This window comes from Actinoplanes sandaracinus, assembly GCF_030009775.1.
Taxonomy (GTDB): Bacteria; Actinomycetota; Actinomycetes; order Mycobacteriales; family Micromonosporaceae; genus Actinoplanes; species Actinoplanes sandaracinus.
The window spans coordinates 26,814-46,695 of record NZ_JASCTH010000036.1 but is presented as its reverse complement, the minus strand read 5'-3'; the positions used below and the strand labels follow the sequence as shown (position 1 = coordinate 46,695).

Annotated in this window: 20 protein-coding genes; 10 read left to right on the top strand and 10 right to left on the bottom strand. The window is 70.9% G+C overall.

Features of this window, described 5'->3' with window-relative positions:
• Nucleotides 1-10 precede the first annotated feature (10 nt).
• Genes QLQ12_RS39550 through QLQ12_RS39540 form a run of 3 tightly spaced genes read right to left on the bottom strand, consistent with a single transcriptional unit; the run spans nt 11 to nt 3,728 of the window.
• Nucleotides 11-1,624 carry an acyl-CoA dehydrogenase family protein gene (locus QLQ12_RS39550; protein WP_282766115.1) on the bottom strand — a complete coding sequence of 538 codons (1,614 nt, stop codon included), beginning with the start codon at nt 1,622-1,624 and terminating at the stop codon, nt 11-13.
• A complete protein-coding gene (locus QLQ12_RS39545; RefSeq protein WP_282766114.1) occupies nt 1,621-3,051 on the bottom strand; it encodes a patatin-like phospholipase family protein in 1,431 nt (476 codons plus the stop codon). The genes QLQ12_RS39550 and QLQ12_RS39545 overlap by 4 nt, the downstream gene beginning before the upstream one ends.
• Nucleotides 3,048-3,728, bottom strand: coding sequence for a TetR/AcrR family transcriptional regulator (locus QLQ12_RS39540; protein ID WP_282766113.1), 681 nt, complete (start codon nt 3,726-3,728; stop codon nt 3,048-3,050). The genes QLQ12_RS39545 and QLQ12_RS39540 overlap by 4 nt, the downstream gene beginning before the upstream one ends.
• Nucleotides 3,729-3,868: 140 nt before the next feature.
• On the opposite strand from QLQ12_RS39540, the gene QLQ12_RS39535 reads away from it, so the two are divergent.
• Entirely contained in the window at nt 3,869-4,168 is a 300-nt protein-coding gene (locus tag QLQ12_RS39535) for a hypothetical protein (protein WP_282766112.1), read from the top strand.
• Between the two features lie 74 nt (nt 4,169-4,242).
• On the opposite strand, the gene QLQ12_RS39530 is transcribed toward QLQ12_RS39535, so the two are convergent.
• The 3 genes from QLQ12_RS39530 to QLQ12_RS39520 all read right to left on the bottom strand — a co-directional run bounded on the left by QLQ12_RS39530 (nt 4,243) and on the right by QLQ12_RS39520 (nt 7,278).
• Nucleotides 4,243-5,616 carry a permease prefix domain 1-containing protein gene (locus QLQ12_RS39530; RefSeq protein ID WP_282766111.1) on the bottom strand — a complete coding sequence of 458 codons (1,374 nt, stop codon included), beginning with the start codon at nt 5,614-5,616 and terminating at the stop codon, nt 4,243-4,245.
• Nucleotides 5,613-5,984 (bottom strand): PadR family transcriptional regulator, encoded by a 372-nt coding sequence (locus QLQ12_RS39525; protein ID WP_282766110.1) that lies wholly within the window; start codon nt 5,982-5,984, stop codon nt 5,613-5,615. The genes QLQ12_RS39530 and QLQ12_RS39525 overlap by 4 nt, the downstream gene beginning before the upstream one ends.
• 151 nt (nt 5,985-6,135) lie before the next feature.
• Nucleotides 6,136-7,278: a PucR family transcriptional regulator gene (locus QLQ12_RS39520; RefSeq protein ID WP_282766109.1), complete on the bottom strand. Its 1,143-nt coding sequence runs from the start codon at nt 7,276-7,278 to the stop codon at nt 6,136-6,138.
• A gap of 143 nt (nt 7,279-7,421) precedes the next feature.
• Here QLQ12_RS39520 and QLQ12_RS39515 point away from each other — a divergent pair, with 143 nt between their 5' ends.
• The 3 genes from QLQ12_RS39515 to QLQ12_RS39505 all read left to right on the top strand — a co-directional run bounded on the left by QLQ12_RS39515 (nt 7,422) and on the right by QLQ12_RS39505 (nt 12,789).
• A complete protein-coding gene (locus QLQ12_RS39515) occupies nt 7,422-9,644 on the top strand; it encodes an aminotransferase class III-fold pyridoxal phosphate-dependent enzyme (RefSeq protein ID WP_282766108.1) in 2,223 nt (740 codons plus the stop codon).
• Between the two features lies 1 nt (nt 9,645).
• Nucleotides 9,646-11,256, top strand: a complete 1,611-nt coding sequence (locus QLQ12_RS39510; RefSeq protein ID WP_282766107.1) for a xylulokinase — start codon at nt 9,646-9,648, stop codon at nt 11,254-11,256.
• 285 nt (nt 11,257-11,541) lie between these two features.
• A complete protein-coding gene (locus QLQ12_RS39505; RefSeq protein ID WP_282766106.1) occupies nt 11,542-12,789 on the top strand; it encodes a polyamine ABC transporter substrate-binding protein in 1,248 nt (415 codons plus the stop codon).
• Nucleotides 12,790-12,819: 30 nt separating this feature from the next.
• On the opposite strand, the gene QLQ12_RS39500 is transcribed toward QLQ12_RS39505, so the two are convergent.
• Nucleotides 12,820-13,353: a DUF6817 domain-containing protein gene (locus QLQ12_RS39500; protein WP_282766105.1), complete on the bottom strand. Its 534-nt coding sequence runs from the start codon at nt 13,351-13,353 to the stop codon at nt 12,820-12,822.
• Nucleotides 13,354-13,515: 162 nt separating this feature from the next.
• On the opposite strand from QLQ12_RS39500, the gene QLQ12_RS39495 reads away from it, so the two are divergent.
• The 3 genes from QLQ12_RS39495 (at nt 13,516) to QLQ12_RS39485 (ending at nt 15,591) form a co-directional block, all read left to right on the top strand.
• Nucleotides 13,516-14,091, top strand: a complete 576-nt coding sequence (locus QLQ12_RS39495; protein WP_282766104.1) for a sigma-70 family RNA polymerase sigma factor — start codon at nt 13,516-13,518, stop codon at nt 14,089-14,091.
• On the top strand, nt 14,088-14,870 hold the full coding sequence (locus tag QLQ12_RS39490) for a hypothetical protein (RefSeq protein ID WP_282766103.1): 783 nt from the start codon (nt 14,088-14,090) through the stop codon (nt 14,868-14,870). Before QLQ12_RS39495 ends, QLQ12_RS39490 begins: the two co-directional genes overlap by 4 nt.
• Nucleotides 14,871-14,955: 85 nt before the next feature.
• A complete protein-coding gene (locus QLQ12_RS39485; RefSeq protein WP_282766102.1) occupies nt 14,956-15,591 on the top strand; it encodes a dihydrofolate reductase family protein in 636 nt (211 codons plus the stop codon).
• A gap of 79 nt (nt 15,592-15,670) precedes the next feature.
• Here the strand turns inward: QLQ12_RS39485 and QLQ12_RS39480 are convergent, their stop codons facing one another.
• Nucleotides 15,671-16,048 (bottom strand): VOC family protein, encoded by a 378-nt coding sequence (locus QLQ12_RS39480; RefSeq protein ID WP_282766101.1) that lies wholly within the window; start codon nt 16,046-16,048, stop codon nt 15,671-15,673.
• Nucleotides 16,049-16,253: 205 nt separating this feature from the next.
• On the opposite strand from QLQ12_RS39480, the gene QLQ12_RS39475 reads away from it, so the two are divergent.
• Entirely contained in the window at nt 16,254-16,727 is a 474-nt protein-coding gene (locus QLQ12_RS39475; RefSeq protein WP_282766100.1) for a carboxymuconolactone decarboxylase family protein, read from the top strand.
• Nucleotides 16,724-17,659, top strand: a complete 936-nt coding sequence (sigJ, locus tag QLQ12_RS39470; protein WP_282766099.1) for an RNA polymerase sigma factor SigJ — start codon at nt 16,724-16,726, stop codon at nt 17,657-17,659. Before QLQ12_RS39475 ends, sigJ begins: the two co-directional genes overlap by 4 nt.
• A gap of 178 nt (nt 17,660-17,837) precedes the next feature.
• Here sigJ and QLQ12_RS39465 read toward each other — a convergent pair whose 3' ends face one another.
• On the bottom strand, nt 17,838-18,548 hold the full coding sequence (locus QLQ12_RS39465) for a DUF4184 family protein (RefSeq protein WP_282766098.1): 711 nt from the start codon (nt 18,546-18,548) through the stop codon (nt 17,838-17,840).
• A gap of 73 nt (nt 18,549-18,621) precedes the next feature.
• On the opposite strand from QLQ12_RS39465, the gene QLQ12_RS39460 reads away from it, so the two are divergent.
• A complete protein-coding gene (locus QLQ12_RS39460) occupies nt 18,622-19,344 on the top strand; it encodes a dienelactone hydrolase family protein (protein ID WP_282766097.1) in 723 nt (240 codons plus the stop codon).
• Between the two features lie 75 nt (nt 19,345-19,419).
• On the opposite strand, the gene QLQ12_RS39455 is transcribed toward QLQ12_RS39460, so the two are convergent.
• Nucleotides 19,420-19,782, bottom strand: a complete 363-nt coding sequence (locus QLQ12_RS39455; protein ID WP_282766096.1) for a VOC family protein — start codon at nt 19,780-19,782, stop codon at nt 19,420-19,422.
• Nucleotides 19,783-19,882 lie beyond the last annotated feature (100 nt).

Genomic DNA, 19,882 nt, shown 5'->3' with positions numbered 1-19,882 from the left:
CACACCCGCGTCAGGCGCGGGCGGCGACGGTGGCGAGCGGCAGCCCCGGGTCGAGGGCGCCGTACTCCAGGCTCCGGTCCGGGCCGAGGCGGGCGGCGACGAAGGCGTCCGCGACCACGTTCGGTGCCTGGCGGATCAGGACGGCGCCCTGCAGGGCGAGGGCCAGGGCCTCGACCACGCGGCGGGCCGTTCCGGCCGCCGCCGACGGGTCCGCCGCGACGCCGGCGATCAGCTTGCGGGTGAGAGCGACATGAGCGTCGTACGCCGGATGCACCCCGAGCGCGGACGCGAGTTCGGTGTCGACGGCCCGCACGGAGTCGGGCTCGCGGGCCATGGCCCGCAGCACGTCGAGGGCGATCACGTTCCCGGAGCCTTCCCAGACCGCCATGACCGGTTGTTCCCGATAGCGGCGGGCCAGCGGGAACGACTCGGTGTACCCGTTGCCGCCGAGGCATTCGAGGGCCTCGTACGCGTGGTTCGGCCCGCGCTTGCAGACCCAGTATTTGCCGACCGCGGTGGCCAGCCGCCGGAAGGCCACCGACTCGTCGTCGTCATGGTCGTAGGCGGACGCGAGCCGCATCGCCGTCCAGGTGGCGGCCTCGGCCTCCAGTTGCAGGTCGGCGATCACCGCGGTCATCGCCGGCTGATCGATCAGCAGCGCGCCGAAGGCGCTGCGGTGCCGGGCGTGCCACGCGGCCTCGGAAACGGCCTGGCGCATGCCGGCGGCGCTGCCGAGCACGCAGTCGAGCCGGGTCTGCGCGACCATCTCGATGATCGTGCGGACACCGCGTCCCTGCTCACCGAGCAGCCATCCGGTCGTACCGTCGAGCTCGATCTCCGATGAGGCGTTGGACTTGTTGCCGAGTTTGTCCTTGAGCCGCTGGATCCGGAAGACGTTGCGGTCGCCGCCGGGCAGCACACGCGGCACGAGAAAGCAGGACAGGCCGCCGGGCGTCTGGGCGAGCACCAGGAACGCGTCGGACTGCGGGGCCGAGCAGAACCACTTGTGCCCGGTCAGACGCCACGTGCCGTCGCCGGCGTCGACGGCGCGGGTGCTGTTGGACCGTACATCCGATCCGCCCTGTTTCTCGGTCATGGCCATGCCGAAGATCGCCGACGCCTTGGCGTCGCGCAGCCGCGGGTCGTAGGCGCGCGAGTAGACCCTGGGGAGCCACTCGCCGGCCAGCGCGGGAGTGAACCGCAGCGACGGGACCACCGCGTGGGTCATGCTCACCGGGCAGGCGTGCCCCGGTTCGATCTGCGCGAACAGCATGAACGTCGCGGCCCGCGCCACGTGCGCGCCCGGCCGCGGCTCGGCCCAGCAGCTGGTGTGCGCGCCGTGCTCGATCGCCGCGCCCATGATCCGATGGTAGGCGGGGTGGAACTCCACCGCGTCGACCCGGTTGCCCCATCGGTCGTGGCTGCTGAAGACCGGCGGGTTCGTGTCGGCCAGCGCGGCGTCGCGCTGGAAGTCGGCTCGCCCGACCAGTGCGCCGACCTCGGTCAGGTGCGCGGTCGCCCACTTCGCGTCGTAACGCTCGACCGCCTCGGCGAGGGCCCGGTTGATCGCGTACTCGTTGAGATCGACCCGCGGCGGCGCCTGGTTGACGACGTCGTGGGTCATCGGAGTTCCCCGAGGAATACCCGCGCGACATCGCCGGCCGCCGCGCGCGCGGCCCGCAGGGCGGCCTGGTCGCGTTCCAGGCGCGCCGGCAGCGGGTCGTTGAGCCGCGGCGTCAGCGCGACCGTGCTCAGACCGTGCGACCAGCCGTCGCGGACCTGCTGCAGCGTCTCCCGGTACCGGTGCGGGCGGCCGCGGTAGGCGGCGGCGAGTTCCGGGTTGAGCCGGCGCAGGTACCGCTCGACCACGACGTCGGCCGCGCCGTAGGCGGGCTGTGTGCCGGCCGGCCGGGTGGCGAGCACGATGGCGTGGGTGGCGCCGCGGGCGGCCGCCGTGACGACCGGCACCGCCTCGACGATACCGCCGTCCAGCCAGCGGCGGTCCCGCCACACGACCGGGTCGCCGGCGAGCAGTGGCAGCAGACCGGACGCGTGCAGGCAGTGAATCAGGTCGTCGCGGTCGGTGAAGTCGGTGAGCGCCTCGGCCCGGCCGGTGTCGACGTCGGTGGCGACCATCGCCAGCCGGCCGGCCCAGTCGGTGCCGACCGCGGAGCCGATGTCGAGCAGGTGGTCGACGTGGCTGACGATCCGGGAGCCGTCGATCACCGGCTGGCCGCGGACGATGCGGCGGACGTCGATGAACTCGGGTGAGGCGAACACCTCGGCGTACGACTCGGCCATCGCCCCGGCGGCCCCGACGGCGAGGGCGGCGGCGTTCACCGCGCCGGCCGACGTGCCGACGATCATGTCGACGGACTCGAGGACGCCTTCCTGTTCCAGGACGGCGGCCATCGCGGCGGAGACGATGCCGCGCATGCCGCCACCCTCGATGACCAGGGCGACGGTGGCGCCGTCGTCGTTGTCGCGGGTCCGGCGGCGCTCGGCGAGGACCTGGTGGATGGTGGGGGTGCCGATCCGGCCCAGCCGCCTGGTGGCCTTCCTGGTGGCGGTGGCGGCCTTCTCCGCCTGCGCCACCGTCCCCTCCCGATGCGCCTCGGAGGTCTCCTCCGGCGCCACGATCGTTCCCTGGGCCACCGCCACCAGGGTCTCGGCGCCGTCTTCGGCGATGGCGACCAGTTCGCAGCGGCAGGCCGCCCGGCGCCCGGCGGCACGCATCACCATGCCGTGCGCCCGCAGTGTGCTGCCCCGGGCCGGGGCGAGGTAGTCGATGGTCAGCCCGGAGGTGACCACGTCCGGGCCGAGGGCCGCGCCGCCGGCGAACGCCAGCGCGGTGTCGGCGGCGTAGGCGAGGATCCCACCGTGCACGGCGCCGTGATGGTTGGTGATCTCCGGCCGGATGTCGAGTTCGATGACGGCGCTGCCGTCCCCCTCCTCGGTTCCAAACGACACCAGGCGGGTCCCGAACATCCGGGTGACCGACTGGTCGGCCAGAACTCGCTGTGCGGTGGCCAGGGCGGGCGACAGACTCACGGCATTCCTCCGGCCAGGGAATTCGACAGATGTCGTACGGGCTTGCGCTGCGCGGGCACGTCGGTCACGCCGAGCGCGCGGAAGCAGAACGACCGGATCCCGTCGGTCACGCCCGCCTGCTCGTCGGGCGACGGCTCCGGGCTGTCCGGCCGGATCCACCCGACCAGTGCCTCGGAGACCGCGCCCATGACGGCGGACGCGGCCAGCCGGGCGTCCTGCGAGACGAACTCCCGGCAGGCGAGTCCATCGCGGATGATCTGCTCGCCCAGGTCGGTGTAGGAGCGGCGGTAGACCAGCCGTTCCGCCTCGACCACCGGGCTGACCGGCTCGAACAGCAGCGCCCATGCCATCCGCCGGCTCTGCAGGGCCCGCCCGCTGAAGATCCGGATCAGCTCGGCGAGCCGGTCCGAGGCCTGCTGTCCGGCGTCGCACACGGCGTCGCGCACCAGGTCGATCTCATGGCCGGCCGCGCTGCGGAACACCTCCGCGAGCAGCCGGTCCCGGCTGTCGAAGTACGAATACACCGATCCGACGCTGGCCTGGCAGCGGGCCGCGATCGCCGCGACCGTCGCCGCCTTGAATCCGTCGGCGGCCACCAGCGCGCGGGCCGCGCGCAGGAACCCGTCCCGCTTGTCTTCCGCGTTTTTTCTGGTCAACGCGGTCTGCCGATAGGGCATGCGAGGCCCTCCAAGGTCTGAATCCGGATTCAACCGAAGGTAAGGAGTGAATCACGGTTCAAAACAAGCCCGCAAGCAGAGGTGTCGGGGATCGCTGCCCGGCCGGTTGATCCCCCGCCGAGCCGGGCATGAACTGAGGCATGACTCTGGCGAAGAAGCGCTCCCGCCTGATCACCGTCGACGGCGTCGTCTACCGCTGGCGGGTCCGCCGCCGCCCGGCCCAGCAGGGCCCGCTCTCGTTCGCGATCGAACGGGCCGACCGCCGCGGCACCGTCCTGATCGCCACCGCGGGGACCCGCCCCGCCGAGTGGGTCGGCACCGCGTCCCCACCGGCCGTGCCCTCGATCGTCGCCGGGCTGATCCGCCGCGCCCGCGACGAGGGCTGGCAGCCGGAGCAGCCCGGATCCGCCTTCCCGCTGACCGTCGGTCCCGAGGCCTGAGCCGCCGCGGTCACCACTGCCTGACGGATCACGGAAGGGATCGCGCCGGAAAGTGGTGACCGCGGGGTTCCGCGTCAGCGGTAGTTGAAGAGCGGGGGCAGAACCAGGACCACGGCCCACGTCCACACGGCGAACACCGGCAGGTAGGCGGTCTGCCAGCGCTCGACGGCCGCGAAGGTGCCCCGCTTGCGGACGAAACCCGTCAGCAGCCACGCCGACCAGGCGAGGTTGGCCAGCAGCACGATGTTCTCCCCGAGCGCCGCCACGTTGTTCGGAGTGGTGCCGTACTCGGCGATGCGGCCGGTCATCGTGAACAGCACCAGCGCGTCGATGACCAGGGCGCTGCCCACGAGGACGAGTTGCAGCACGTCGAACGTGCCGGGCGGCGCCTGCGGGTCACGGGCCGAGATCGAGTACAGCAGCAGGCCCAGCACCACCACGAGCAGCAGGTCGAACATCACCAGCGTGTCCCGGTTGACGTCGACGCCCCGGCCGTTCCAGCCGACGGTGACGAGGAAGGCCAGCAGCACCACGGCGAACAGCGGGGTGAACAGCCGGGTGAGCACGGGCGCGATGTTCTCGATGACGCCCTGCTTGGCCTCGACGAGCCACCCGGCGACGACCGTCGCGGCCACCAGACCACAGGGGGTCAGCGTGGTCCAGATGAACTCGCCGGCCTCCACGCCGATGGCGTCGAACGTTCCGCCCAGGAAGGCGATCAGCACTCCACCACCGAGGGCGATGAGCACGATGTAGACGAACCATTCACCGCTGAACCGGATGAAGTCCATGCGCCGCCGTGACGATCGCAGGTCGTCGCCGACGTAGGCGAGACCGACCACCATCCACAGGGCCAGGGGCAGGTGGGCGGAGGTGAGGCCGACCGACTGCGAGTCGTCGGCGACGGGGTAGATGTTGGCCCCCACGGCGCCGAGCGTGAACATCGCCACCAGGACCGCGCACAGCCCGGCCCCGGCTCGCCGCCGCCACGCCAGGAAGCCCGCCAGCCAGGGAAGCGCGAAGAGGGCGAAGTTGACGGAATAGAAGGTGCCGTCATCGTCGTAGTGCTTCCCGAACAACTCGGGAACCTTGATCGAGACGGCGGCGCCGGCCGCACAGACCAGCATGGCGATCAGGTCGCTGCGTGACCGGCTCTTCCGCACGCCGTCGCCGTCGTCGCCGGTGAACATCAGCTGCTTCCACAGCCGTTCGGAGTGCTCCCGGGCGAACTCGCGGGACAGGTCGTCCAGGCCGCCCATGCGCTTGACCGCGATGAGGAACGCCTCGTCGGAGCGCAGGCCCAGCGCGACGAGCTCGTCGACGGAGTCGCGGAGGTGGTCCTCGAGCTCGTCGGCGTCGGACGACACCAGCTCCGGGCGGCGGCGGACGTACTCGCGCCACCGCGTGAACTGGTCCTCCAGCTCGTCCTGACCGTTCGTCACCGTCACGCGTTGCCCTCCAAGCGAATAGTCAGCGGCCGGATGTCGCCGACGCTGGGCCAGACCTGTTTGAGCGCGTCGAGGACCGTCTCCCACTGACGGTGTTGCTCGGACAGCTCGGCCAGGCCCTGCTGGGTGATGCGGTAGTACTTGCGCCGGCGTTCGCCGGCGGCCGTCTGCCAGCTCGATTCGACATGGCCGAGGCGCTCGAGCCGGTGCAGCAGGGGATAGAGGAAGCCCTCCGTCCAGTCCAGCTCACCGCCCGACAGATCGCTGATGCGCCGCAGGATGGCATAGCCGTAACACTCGCCCTCGGCGAGAATGCCGAGCACGATGGGCGTGGCCGAGGCGGCCACGAGATCCTTGGTCACCCGCATGGGCGCCCTCCGTCCAATACCTAGAAGAACAATGCATAGTAGATCTAGGCAACCGGCGCCGCAACGGCCCCCGGAGGCTCTTCTGTCATGCCGCCCGGGCACGTCGGTGCGGCGCGGGCCGGCCGCCCGGCCCGCGTGCCGCTGAGCGCGGTCAGCTGCGGTAAGCGAGAACGAGCTGCAGCTCGAACCGGCGCTGCGGGTCCTCCAGGTCGTCGCCGAGCAGCTCCCGCAGCCGGTTGATGCGGTAGCTGACCGTCTGCGGATGCACGAACAGCTCGGCGGCCACGGCCGAACGTGATCCCCAATGCCGCAACCAGCTGCCGAGGGTGATCAGGAAGGCTTCGCGCTGGCTCTCACGCAGCCCCGCCAGGGGCGCGAGCCGGCGGGCGGTCAGGACGGCCAGCGCACCGGGCTCGCCGCGCAACGCCAGCGCCGCGAAGTGGTCGTCGACGAAGACCGGCTCGGGACCGCGGGTGACGAATTCGGCGGTGCGTTCCGCGAGCCGGACCGCCTGCGGCACCTCGGTCCAGGTCAGCACCGGCCCGACGACAGCGCCGCGGCCGTCCAGTGCCTCGGCGAGGACGGCACGCTCGGAGCGCGGCCCGGCACGCAGCAGCAGCACCGCGTCGCGCCCGCGTTCGGCGACGACCCCGTCCGCGCCGAACCGGAAGCGGGCGTCGCGCGCCTGGTCGGGTGGCAGCAGAACCGGCACGATCATGTCCAGGATCGGCCAGCCGATGCCGGTGGCGGTCTCCCGCACCACGTCCGGCGAGCTGCCGCCGCTGAGCAGCAGGTCGGCCACCTGACGGCGGCGCCGGTCGCCTTCGCCGGCCTGTTCCCGCAACTGGCGGGCGAGGCCGTCGGTGAAGGCGGTGGCGAGTTCGTCGATGAACGCGCTGGCGGCGTCGGACAGGTCGATGACCTCGGCGACGCTGACCGGGCGCTGCTCGGCGAGCGCCTGCGTGGCGGTGCGCAGCAGCAGCCGCGACGCGACCCGCAACAACGCGAGCAGGGTCTCCGGGCTGCGGTTCTCGCGGGCCTCGGCCGCGCCGAGCGCCACGAAGACCTCGCGGATGCGCGGCGGCAGGGCGGGTTCCCCGGTCCCGGCCAGATCGAGGAACCGGTCAAGAGCGACCCGCACGGCGGTACGCACGTCGCGCTCGAACTTCTCCCCCGCTCCCGCCCCTGGGCTTTCCCGGACAGCGGCCGCGATCTCCTGAACGGCCGCCGGGAGACGGGGCCGCATGGCGAGGGCGAGGTCGGCGGGCAGGTGCCGCCAGGGCGTCGTAGTCATCGGCTCTGATTTTGTCACGCGGTGATAAGTGAGCCACGGATTCTTGCTGGTTCGCCGATGATGCTTCGTCCCCGAGTCGGGACGACGATGGTTCAGGTAGGACCCCCACTCTCGTCGCTCGGCCACCGATCTGAGGACCGCCCGTGAAATACCGCCTCTCCCGCCAGCACGTCGTCGACATGTGCCAGACCATGCTCGAACGCGGCTATCTGAAGGCGACCGAGGGCAACGTCTCGGTCCGCATCCCGGGTCACCAGCTCTACGCCGTGACGCCCAGCAACTACGACTACGACAAGATGCGCGTCGAGGACATCTGCATCGTCGACTTCAACGGCAAGCACGTCCCCGACCCGGGCGGCGCCGGCGGTCTGATCCCGTCGATCGAGTGCGGCATGCACGCCAACGTCTATCGCGAGCGCCCCGACGTCAACGCGATCGTGCACACCCACCAGCCCTACGCCTCGGCGCTGGCGTTCCTGCGCAAGCCGATCCCGGCGCTCACCGACGAGCAGGTCCGCTTCCTCGGCAAAGAGGTCGCGATCATCGACTACGCCCCGTCCGGCACCGGCTTCCTCGCGAAGAACGTGCAGAAGAAGGTGGCGAGCGGCGACAACGCGTTCATCATCGCCAACCACGGCGTGGTGGCGCTCGGCACCGACCCCGGCCGGGCGGTGTTCAACATGGCGCTGCTGGAGAAGGTGTCGATCGCCTACCTGATGGCGCTGACCAGCGAGGCCGGCAAGGTCTACACCATTCCCGACACGATCCGTGAGATCGCGTTCAGCAAGCTCCGCAAGGACGAGAAACGGATCGCGGCGCAGATCACCGAGGCGGTCGAGCCGATCCGGGTGGCCGACGACGAGGAGCCGCCCACCAGCAGCGCCGTCGAGACGCCGGAGGAGTTCGCCACTTCCGCCGAGCTCGGCTATTCGATCAGCGAATATCTCGACGTGGACGACACCCTGCGCCGGCTCAAGGCCCTGGTCGCCCAGCCGCTGCGCGGGTTGCGCCATGACGCGCTGCTCGACGTGCTCAACTACTTCGACACCAAGTGCACGGCGTCCAAGGAGATCACCGAGCGGGCGAAGAAGCTCATCCCCGGCGGGGTCCAGCACAACCTGGCGTTCAACTACCCGTTCCCGCTGGCCGTCGACAAGGCCGAGGGCGCCTACCTCACCGACCGCGACGGCAACGTCTACATCGACTTCCTCCAGGCCGGTGGCCCGACGATCCTGGGCAGCAACTACGGCCCGGTCAACGAGCGCGTCGCCGAGGTGATCAAGGAGTCCGGCCCGGTGACGGGCCTCTTCCACGAGTACGAGCTGAAACTCGCCGAGATCATCAACCGTTACATGCCGCACATCGAGATGTACCGGTCACTGGGCTCGGGCACCGAGGCGGTCATGGCGGCGGTGCGCGCCGCCCGTGCCCACACCGGCAAGAAGATGGTGATCAAGGTCGGCGGCGCCTATCACGGCTGGTCCGACACCATGGTCTATGGGCTTCGCGTGCCCGGCAGCTACCGGATGAACGCCAAGGGCATCCCGTTCGGCGCGACCGGCCGCACCCGCGAGGCGTTCCCGCACGACCTGGGCGCGCTCAAGCGCAAGCTGATGGAGAACCGGCTGCGCGGCGGCACCGCCGCCGTGGTGGTCGAGCCGCTCGGCCCGGAGTCCGGCACCCGCCCGGTGCCGAAAGACTTCAACGCCAGCGTCCGCAAGCTGTGCGACGAGTTCGGCGCGCTGCTGATCTTCGACGAGGTGGTGACCGGTTTCCGCACCGGCCTGGGCGGCGCGGCCGGCTACTTCGGCGTCACCCCCGACCTGACGGTGTTCGGCAAGGCCGTCTCCGGCGGTTACCCGATGGCCGGTGGGGTCGGCGGCCGCGCCGACGTCATGGCGGTGTTCGGCTCCGGCCTCGACGGCAAGCACGGCGCGCACATCCAGGTCGGCGGCACCCTCTCGGCCAACCCGCTGTCCTGCGCGGCCGGCTATTTCGCCATCCAGGAGATGGCCCGCACCAACGCGCCGGTCATCGCCGGCAAGGCCGGTGACCGGCTCACCCGCGGCCTGCAGAAGCTGATCGACAAGTACGGCCTGCCCTACGTCGCCTACAACCAGGGCTCGATCGTCCACCTGGAGTCCAGCGGCGTGCTGATGCTCGACATGCGCAACCCGGTCAAGCTCTTCAAGGAGAACAAGGGCCGCAAGAAGCTGATGGAGCAGATGGGCGCCGCCTATGCCGCCCACGGCATCATCACCCTCGCCGGCTCGCGGATGTATACCTCGATGGCCGACACCGACGACGTCATCGACGACGCCCTCGCCCGGTTCGACCAGGTCTTCGCGCAGGTCGAGGGGGTCTGAGTTGGCCCCGGTCCCAGGGCAGGCCGTGCCGCCGCAGGTGCTCGCGATCGACCTCGGCACCTCGGGGATGAAGGCCGCGCTCGTCGCGGCCGACGGCACGGTGACCGGCTGGGCCGAGCGGCCGGTCCCGCTGGTCGTGCTGCCCGGCGGCGGCGCCGAACAGGATCCGGTGGCCTGGTGGGACGCCCTGGCGGAGGTCGTCGCCGACCTCGGCCGGGCCTTCCCCGATCACCTGCGCGCGGTGACGACGATCTGCTCGTCGACACAGGGCGAGGGCACCATCGCCGTCGACGCCGACGGCAGCCCGCTGACCAGGTGCATCAGCTGGCTGGACATGCGCGGGGCGCCTCATCTGCGCAGGCAGTTCGGCGGCTTCCCGGCGAAGGACGGCATCTCGATCCTGAAGATCGCCCGCTGGCTGCGCCTCACCGGCGGGATGCCGTCGGTGACCGGCAAGGACCCCGCGGCCCACATGCTGCTGATCCGGGACGACATGCCGGGCGTCTACAGAAAGACCAAAACCTTTCTGAACGTCCTCGACTGGATCAATCTGAAGCTCACCGGCCGCACGGTGGCGACCGTCGATTCGATCCTCACCTCGTGGGTCACCGACAACCGGAAGGCTCCCGCCATCCGGTACTCCCCCGCACTCGTCGCGGCCAGCGGGATCGACGCGGACAAGTTTCCGCCGATCGTCGCCTGTACCGAGGTGATCGGCACGCTGGCCCCCCACGCTGCCGATCACCTCGGTCTCCCCCGCTCGGTGCGGGTGGTGGCCGGCGCGATCGACAACACCGCCGCCGCGATCGGCGCCGGCACCATCGCCGACAACGAGCCCCACCTCTATCTGGGCACGTCGTCGTGGATCGCCGCGCACGTGCCGCGCAAGAAGACCGACATCACGACGGGCATCGCCTCGATCCCGTGCGCCATCCCCGACCGATACCTGATGACGGCCCTGCAAGCGACCGCCGGCGCCAACCTGACCTGGCTCCGCGACAAGATCGTGGAGTTCGACGACCCGCTCGTCAGCGCCGGCCACGTCAGCCGCGACGAGGGCACCATCTTCGACGCCTTCGACAAGATCATCCCGATGGTCCCGGCGGGGGCGAACGGCGTCCTCTACACGCCGTGGCTCTACGGCGAGCGTGCTCCTGTCGACGACCGCAGTCTGCGGGCCGCGTTCCTGAACATCTCCCTCGAGACCACCCGCTCCGACCTGCTGCGGGCCGTCTTCGAGGGTGTCGCCCTCAACACCCGCTGGCTGGCCCAGGCGGTCGACAAGTTCCTCGGCGAACCGGTCTCGTCGATGGTCATCACCGGCGGCGCCGCCCGCTCGGACTCCTGGTGCCAGATCTTCGCCGACGTCCTGGGTGTCGAGATCCGCCGCGACGCCAACCCGGTGACCGTCAACGCCCGGGGCGCCGGCTGGATCGGCGCGGTCGGCGCCGGCATGATCTCGTTCGCCGACATCCCGGCCATGACCCACAACGATCATGTCTTCACGCCGGGCCCCGACCACGCCCGCTACGTGGAGTCCTACGCCATCTACCAAGACCTGCACAAGCGCCTGGCCCCGGTCTACCGCCGCCTCAACCGGCCCGACTCCTGACCGGCCGCCGCCGGCCCTTCGACCGGCCTGGAGCGGTCGGCCGCCACCGATCGCTCCAGGCCGCACCACTCCGATGACCGACGCCCTCCGGCCGACCGGTTCTTCTCGATCGGCCGATCGGGCCGCCACGATCAACCTGGAGCCGCGGCCGCGCCTCACCCGGCCGGCGACAGCCACCCTTGTTACCGATCGGTAAGAAGCGCCGCACTCCCTACCGTGATGATCGGGATCCCGTCTGCCCCGCGGCCGCCACCGGCGCGGGGTGGTCTACCTGATCGGAGTCTGATGATCCACCGCACCGCGACTGATCCGACCCTGCGCCGTGGCATCACCCAGCGGCGGCTGGGCCGCCGGGACGCGCTGCGGATCGGCGGGCTGTCCGCGCTCGGCGCGGCGCTGGCCGCCTGCGGTGTCGAGGGCAGGGGCCGGGTGGAGGACACCGCGACCTCCGAGCTGGCGACCTTCTGGCAGGGCCGGACCCAGAACGGCAAGGTCGACTTCGCGAACTGGCCGCTCTACATGGACCCGTCGAAGCCGGAGCTGGCCGAGTTCACCAGGAAGACCGGGATCCAGGTGAACTACCAGGAGGTCATCCAGGAGATGGGGCCCTGGTTCGCCAAGGTGCAGCCGCAACTGTCGGCGAAGGAGCCGATCGGCTTCGACCTCATGGTGATCACCAACGGGATCCAGTTCGGCCAGTTCCGCGCGGCCGGATTCCTCGCCCCGCTCGACCACGCCAAGCTGCCGAACTTCACCACGAACGCGGCGAAGAAGTACACCGAGGAGTCGTTCGACCCGGCGAACGTGTTCAGCGTGCCGTGGGCGTCGGGCATCACCGGCATCGCCTACGACCCGGCGAAGGTGAAACGGCCGATCACCAAGCTGGCCGACCTGTGGGACCCGGAGTTCAAGGGCAAGGTCGGCATGATGTCCGATCCTTCCGAGCTGGCGAACTTCGGCCTGCTCGCCTCGGGCATCAAGCCCGCCGACTCGGGAGAGCAACAGTGGCGCAAGGCCGCCGCGAAACTGCAGCGGCAGAAGGACGCCGGCATCGTCCGCAACTACTACGAGCAGGACTACCTCGACGCCCTCGGCAAAGGCGAGATCTGGATCTCCCAGGCGTGGTCGGGCGACATCTTCCAGAAGAACCTCTCCGACGGCACGAACCTCAAGTTCGTGATCCCGGAGGAGGGCGGCACGATCTGGACGGACAACTTCGCCATCCCGGTCACCGCGGCGAACCCGGTCGACGCGCTCGCTCTGATCGACTTCTTCTACGAGGTCGACAACGCCGCCGCTCTGGCCGCTTACATCAACTACGTCTGCCCGGTTCCGGCCGCCCAGGACCGGATCCGCAAGAACGCCGCGACGCTGTCCGGCGACGACCGCGAAGCGATGGAGCGGGTCGCCGACAGCGCGCTCGTCTTCCCGAGCGACGCCGACTACGAACGCCTGCACTACTACGTCGGCTTCGACACCGCCGAGGAGCAGAAGGACTTCACCAGGATCTTCGAGCCGATCGTCCTGAGCTGACGCGAGCCGGCCGGCAGCGCCGCCCGGCCGTCACGAGTTCAGCAGCCGCACGGCCTCGGTGGCGACGGCCGGGGAGGTGATCGGCTCCCAGGCGGTGAACAGGCCGGTGAAATAGGCGCGGTGGGCGGCGAGCAGCGACGGATCCTGTTCGAGGACGTCCAGTTCGTTGACGATCGACAGATCCACGAACGGCGTCAGCTGCCAGTCGGTGAGCCGGACGACGGCCCCGGTGAAGCGATCGGTGATCTGGTGGGTGGCGGCCAGGGTAGGCCAGCTCCGGTCGCGGTCGCAGGCGCCGTACAGATAGACCAGCTCTTCGGCGCCCGCGCCGATCAGGCCGCGGAGGGTGTCGCGCTCCTGCCAGAACAGCAGGGCCAGGTCGAACCCGTCGGTGCCGTAGGCGGCGTGCGCCAGCGCGGCGACCTGGACGTCGCTGTCATGGCCGAGATCGGCCAGGCGCTGCTGGACGCGGCACAGATGGGCGTAGAGGGTGCCGCCCGGATGCTTCACGGTCTCGGTGCCGCGGTCCCGCAACCATGCCCGCACTTGCGCATCGACGCTCATGAACCGAATGTACGAGCAAGATCACCGATCCGCCGCCCCGGAGAGTGCCCGCGCCGCCACCATCCCTGCTCTCCGCTGGCCGGAAAGCCCGGCCCCTACCGTGGGCAGGACACATGGCGCCGGGCTTGAAACACTGGGGAGAGTGACGGACAGGTATCTGGTGTGAGGACATTGAAGCCTGATCCGGAGACCCGCTTCCGGGCGCTCTACGCCGGCGCCTACGCCGACGTGCTGCGCTTCGCGCAACGCCGCGTCCATCCGAGCCATGCCGAGGACGTCGTCGCCGACGCGTTCCTGGTGGCCTGGCGCCGCCTGGACAGCGCACCCGCAGACAGTGACGACGCCCGGGCGTGGCTCTTCGGGATCACCCGCAACTGCCTGCTCAACACCCGGCGCGGCATCGGCCGGCAGGACGCGCTCGCGGTGCGGCTCGCCGACGTCACCCCGGTCGCACCGGTCGCGGCCGCCGAGGACGAGGCCGTCGCCTGGCGTCTCGACCTGGCCGCCGCCTGGCGGGCGCTGACTCCGGCCGAACAGGAGACGATCGCGCTGACCGTCTTCGACGGCCTGAACTCGGGGCAGGCCGCACGCGTTCTGGGCGTCACCGCCACGTCGTACCGGCTGCGGCTGCTGCGTGCCCGCCGCGCTCTGCGACGCCACCTCGGCCCGGGCTCGCCCGCGGGCACCCTGACCGATCTCGGATTCGACCCCGCCACCCGGATGGAGGCCCGGCCGTGAACACCGACACCCACGTCGACGCGGCGCTGCGTTCCCTGGACGCCGCCGGACACATGACCCCTGAGCAGCACGATCGCGCCGCGGCCACGCTGGAGACTATCTTGTCCACGCCGCCGGCGACGGTGATCCGCCCACGGCGGCGGACGGCGATCATCGTCGCGACGGCGGCGGTGGCCGCGGCGGCCGGCGCCGTCACCGTTCTCCCGGACGGGCCGGCGGGCGGGCGGGCGTACGCGTCGTGGACGCCCGTTCCGGAGCCGCTCACCGAGTCGGAGATCGCCCTGATCGGCCCCGAGTGCCGGGACCGCATCGCCGGTGAGCATCTGGACCGCGACCGGGCACGGCTGGTGCTGGCCGAACGGCGGGGTGAGTACGCCATGCTGCTCTACCGGACCGAGAACCCGGACATGTCCGGGTCCTGCCTGGCGCACAACATTGCGGGAGACGACGACGTCGATGATGTGTCCAGCGGCGCGGCCGGCGGTTCGGGGCCGGCACAGACCGTCGCCGGGCGGGAATTCACGCAGGGGGCCATCCTCGACTTCGACGACGCGTCGGTCACCGACGGCGCGGTCGGACCGGAGGTCGCCGGGGTGACGGTCCGCGCGGGCGGCCTGACCGTGCGGGGCTCGGTCGCCAACGGACGGTACGTCGCCTGGTGGCCGGGCCCGGCGATGACCCGCGACCCGTCCGGCGAACCACGCCTGATCATCAGCTACGACCTCACGCTCCGCGACGGAACCGTCGTCGTCGACGCCCAGCCCACCCGCCCGCGCTGAGGAATCCTCCGGGGAGAGCGATGAGTTCGTGCCCGCGAGCCGGTCTGATCGGTGTCAGCACACCGGAACACCGGGAGGACCGATCATGGGCACGATCCACATCGACCTTTTCGCCACGCTCGACCTGGTGGCCCAGGCCCCGGGAGGACCCGAGGAGGACCCCGACGGCTTCGCGTTCGGAGGCTGGCAGGCCCCCCTGTTCGACGATGTGGTCGGCGAGCGGGTGCGGGCCGGCATGCGGGGCCTGGACGCGCTGCTGCTGGGCCGCCGGACCTACGACATCTTCGCCGGGTACTGGCCGCGTCAGGAACAGGGCCCGGACGGCGGGATCGCCACCCTGTTCAACAGCGTTCCGAAGTACGTCGCCTCGCGCGGCGAACCGGAGCTGACGTGGGCGGGTTCGGCGCTGCTCGAGGCCGACCTGGCCGGCGCGGTGCGGGAACTGCGGGACAGGCACGAGCACATCCACGTGATCGGAAGCCTCAACCTGGTGCGGACCCTTCTGCGCGAGCGCCTCTTCGACCGGCTCAACCTGTGGGTCTACCCCATCGTGCTGGGCGTCGGTAAGAAGGTCTTCGACGGTGGCGCGACGCCGGCCAACCTGAAGCTCCTGGAACCTGCGGTCACCTCCCCCACGGGCGCTGTGCTCCTGCGTTACGGCCTCATGCCGGGCACCCCGGCGGTCGGCGACATGGCGAGCGGCGACCGCGACGCCGCGTAGCCGCCGAGGCCCCCCGCCCGGCCGTCGCGCCACGACCCGGGCGGCGGCCGGTTCCGGCGTCACGCCGCCGCCGGCGTCGTCACGGTGCCGAGGGCGCTTGGCGGGACGCGATGATCACGCGATTGCCGTCGGGGTCGAGGACCGTGGCCATGCGCTCTCCCCACGGCTGGTCGACCGGCTCCTGGATCACCTCGGCGCCGCCGCCGCGTAACCGATCGAGCCCGGCGTCGCAGTCCTCGGCATAGACCCACAGCGTGATGCGCTCGTTGGCGAGGACGCCCGGCTCGTCCTGTTGACCGATGCCGAGTTGCGAGCGCCCGAGCCGCAGGGCGACGTAGGCCGGCTCGCCGTCCGCCGGGAACCGGTAGGTCACCTCGCCGCCCAGCAGGTCGCGGTAGAAGCCGAGGCACCGCGCCAGGTCCGGAGTCGTCAAGATCGGAAAAAGCTCGTCGAACACGCCCGACTCCACATCGCTTCGCAAACCCGTGCCATGCCGGCCTTCAGCTCCGCCACCAGACCATATTCGCCGTCGAGGCCCTCGGGTGGCCGTACCCCTCGCCGGTCGTTGGAAGATTTTCGATGATTTCCCGGGGGCGGTGTCACAGAATCGGCGCGTGTTCTGTCTGAGAGGGCGAGCAACGACAACGGAAAGGGAGTCGGCCATGGAAGCTCGTCTGGACCTTCTCAGCAACCCGGTCTCGGGGAAGATCGCGAAGCACTTCGCCGCTGCCGGCGCGGCGGTGAAGGACTCCGGCCTGCCCGCCTCGACACGGGAGCTGGTGCTGCTGCGGGCCAGCCAGATCAACGGCTGCGCGTTCTGCGTCGACATGCACACGAAGGAGGCGGCGCACGCGGGCGAGACCGCGCAGCGACTGCACCTGGTCGCGGCGTGGCGGGAGGCGACGGTGTTCAGCGACGCCGAACGGGCCGCGCTGGAGCTGACCGAGGAGGGCACGCGGATCGCGGACGGCGCCGGCGGCGTCTCCGACGACGTCTGGGCGAACGCGGCCAAGCACTACGACGAGAACCAGCTCGCCGGTCTGGTGGCGACGATCGCGATGATCAACGCGTTCAACCGGTTCAATGTGATCGTGCAGCAACCGGCCGGCTGGTACCAGGTGGGTCAGCACCTGTGACGACGTTATCCGACGAGACGGCGGCGGCCGGCTACCGGCCGCTGCTGTTCTCCATCGCGTACGGGATGACCGGTTCCGTCGGCGACGCCGAGGACATCGTGCAGGACGCCATGCTCGGTCTGGTCAAGGCACGTAAGGCCGGGACCGCGGTGGAGAACGTGAAGGCGTACCTGACGACGGCCGTGACCCGGCTCGGCATCAACCACCTGGGTTCGGCCCGGGTGCGGCGGGAGACCTACGTCGGCGCCTGGCTGCCCGAGCCGATCGTGGTGCCGGCCGGCGATCCCGGCCCGGCCGAGCACGCCGAACTCGCCGATTCGCTGTCGATGGCGTTCCTGGTGCTGTTGGAGGCGCTGTCGCCGGTCGAGCGGGCGGTGTTCATGCTGCGGGAGGTGTTCGGGTACGCCTATCCCGACGTGGCGCGGACCGTCGGCAAGTCGGAGGCGAACTGCCGGCAGATCTTCGCCCGGGCCCGGCAGCGCATCGCCGCGGACTCCCCCGCGCTCGACGGCCCGGCCGCCCGCCGAGCCGAGACCGCCGCGCTCGCCGACCGCTTCTTCGACGCCGCGGCCGGCGGCGACATCGACGCCCTGATGGCCATGCTCGCGCCCGACGTGGTGATGGTCGGCGACGGTGGCGGCAAGGCGGCGGCGCTCGCGACCCCACCGGTCGGGCGGCTCCAGGTGGCCAGGCTGTTCGCCGGGCTGTTCCGCCGCATGCAGCGGATGGGCGTCACCGTGCGGCAGGCGTGGGTGAACGGTCAGCCGGGCGCGGTGCTGCACGACCCCGAGCAGCGGGTGATCGGCGTGATGTCGCTGGAGGTCACCGACGGCGTCGTGCTCGCGGTCCGCTCGGTGGTCAACCCCGACAAGCTCGGCCATCTCGGCCCGGTCTCCGACCTCGGTCTCCGCCCGGCGCACGGTCAAAACTGAGACCCTCCGCCGGTACGGCTGACCGCACTCCAGTCCACAGTGCGGTCAGCCGTAGCCCAGCCATCCCAGCACGGCCGGACAACACGCCCCCGCTACGGCCCGGTCGCGGTCGCCACACCCCGGCCGTAGCGCAGACATCTCACGGCGGTGGGATAGGGCGGCGCGGCTACGGCTACGGCTACGGCTGGGGATGTGATGGGGACGGGGTCGTGGCTTCGTGCGGGCGGCCGGCGCTGCCCGCCGCCGCGGCGAGCAGCAGGGCCACGGCGAGCGCGGACAGCACCCGTACCCCCGTGGTGTGCGCCAGCCCCGCCGCCGGAAGGAACGGGATGACCGCGAGCGCGGGCAGAGCGGCCGCCACCACGACGGACCAGAACCGGAGGGGACGCCGTTCGCGGCGCGGCGGCTCGCCGTGCCAGCGGCGGATCAGGCGACGGCGCCCGATCGCCACCGCCAGCGCCGTCATGGCGACCGCTCCGACCGCGTGCGCCGGGTGTTCGATGACGGGCACCGCGTGTTCCAGCCCGTCGAGGAGCAGGTGGCTGGCGGCGCCGAGAAGGGCCGACGTCACGGTCACCCACCAGGAGTGACCGGAAGTGTGCAGCGCCCCGTAGTCGCGGAGAGCGAACGGCCCGCCGCCGGGCAGGTGCGCGGCGACGACCGGGGCGGCCCGGCGCATCAGGAAGCAGCCGAGCAGGGTGACCGGCAGGCACCAGAGCACCAGTCCGTGCACCTGGTGAGAGAGCGGCCAGACGGGGAGCCCGCTGCCGTCGAAGGCGTACGCCACATCGGGCGCCGCCGAGCCCAGAACCAGGGCGACCCCGTCGAACCAGCGGGGCCGCCAGAGTTTGAGGGGCAGGACCGCGGCGGGATGCGTCGGAAAGGTCATCGGCACCGCCCGCATGCTATCCAACCGTGCCTAGCGCGCCGTTTGCCCGATTCCCGCCGGTAAGGTGCTGATCATGAAGTTGCGTGAGGAAGAGGTCCGGGTCGGCGACATCCGGACACTGGTGCTGCGCCCGGTCGATGACCGAAAGTGGCCAGGCCTGCTGCTGTACACGGACATCTTTCAGCTGACCGAGTCGACGCTGCGGACGGCCCGGCGGCTGGCGAGCGCCGGGTTCGTGGTGGCGGTGCCGGAGATCTATCCGCACGGTCCGCTGGCCGGGGTCGCGCTGGAGTTCGACGACGCCGGGAAACAGCGTGGACTCGACGGGGCGGCGGCGACCACGACGGCCTCGTTCGACGCCGACCGGACCGCGGTGCTCGACTACCTGCACCAGCGCGACGACGTGTCGAGACTGTTCGTGACGGGCTTCTGCATCGGCGGGCATCTGGCGTTCCGGGCGGCGTTCGATCCGCGTGTGGCGGCCACCGTGTGTTTCTATCCGACGGGGCTGCACAACGGCGCTCTCGGTGCCGACGCGGACGCGGGGTCGATCCGGCGGGCGGCGGAGATCCAGGGGCGGCTGCTGATCGTTTTCGGTAGTCGGGATCCGCACGTGCCCGCCGACGCGCGACTGTTCATCCTGAACGAGCTCTACGCCGCCGGCCTGACCGACCTGGAGGCGCACGTCTACACCGGCGGGGAGCACGCGTTCATGCGGGACGTGGGCCCGCGGCACGATCCGGCGCTGACGGATCGGGCGCTCGCCGAAGCGGTCGCCTTCTTCCACGAATCCTGACTGTCCCTACGGCCGGGCGGGCCGGCCTTGTGGCCCTGCCGGCGGCGCCGTGGACGGCGCCGCCGGCCACTCGCGTCAGATCGACGCGGAGATGCAGAACGGGTGGCCGGCGGGGTCGAGCAGCACCCGCCAGCGGTCCGGCTGCGGCTGGAAGTCGGGCTTGGTGGCGCCGATGGCGAGCACCGCGGCCTCGCCGGCCTCCAGGTCGTCGACGCTGAGCTCGAGGTGTGACTGCTTCGGCACGCCGGCGTCGGGCCAGGTCGGCGGCACATACTTCTCGACCTTGACGAAGCCGATGCCGTTGCCGGGGCCGCCCAGATAGACGAACTCGTCGCTGGTGTAGCTGACCTCCATGCCGAGCAGTTCGGTGTAGAAGCCGGCCAGGGCGACCGGGTCATCGCAGTCGAGCGAGAAGCCTACGTACCGGGCGAGGGCCATGGTGGTGTTCCTTTTCTCGTCGTTCTTCGCTTCGTTCGGGGTCGACTCTGCCAGGCATGACTGACACCTTCTGTCGGTCTTGTGTGGCAGTCTTCCGGGC

Coding starts and splice junctions, on each gene's coding strand:
- QLQ12_RS39550 (WP_282766115.1), bottom strand. CDS start 1,624: ATGACCCACGACGTCGTCAACCAGGCGCCGCCGCGGGTCGATCTCAAC.
- QLQ12_RS39540 (WP_282766113.1), bottom strand. CDS start 3,728: ATGCCCTATCGGCAGACCGCGTTGACCAGAAAAAACGCGGAAGACAAG.
- QLQ12_RS39535 (WP_282766112.1), top strand. CDS start 3,869: ATGACTCTGGCGAAGAAGCGCTCCCGCCTGATCACCGTCGACGGCGTC.
- QLQ12_RS39525 (WP_282766110.1), bottom strand. CDS start 5,984: ATGCGGGTGACCAAGGATCTCGTGGCCGCCTCGGCCACGCCCATCGTG.
- QLQ12_RS39520 (WP_282766109.1), bottom strand. CDS start 7,278: ATGACTACGACGCCCTGGCGGCACCTGCCCGCCGACCTCGCCCTCGCC.
- QLQ12_RS39505 (WP_282766106.1), top strand. CDS start 11,542: ATGATCCACCGCACCGCGACTGATCCGACCCTGCGCCGTGGCATCACC.
- QLQ12_RS39500 (WP_282766105.1), bottom strand. CDS start 13,353: ATGAGCGTCGATGCGCAAGTGCGGGCATGGTTGCGGGACCGCGGCACC.
- QLQ12_RS39485 (WP_282766102.1), top strand. CDS start 14,956: ATGGGCACGATCCACATCGACCTTTTCGCCACGCTCGACCTGGTGGCC.
- QLQ12_RS39475 (WP_282766100.1), top strand. CDS start 16,254: ATGGAAGCTCGTCTGGACCTTCTCAGCAACCCGGTCTCGGGGAAGATC.
- QLQ12_RS39465 (WP_282766098.1), bottom strand. CDS start 18,548: ATGACCTTTCCGACGCATCCCGCCGCGGTCCTGCCCCTCAAACTCTGG.
- QLQ12_RS39460 (WP_282766097.1), top strand. CDS start 18,622: ATGAAGTTGCGTGAGGAAGAGGTCCGGGTCGGCGACATCCGGACACTG.
- QLQ12_RS39455 (WP_282766096.1), bottom strand. CDS start 19,782: ATGGCCCTCGCCCGGTACGTAGGCTTCTCGCTCGACTGCGATGACCCG.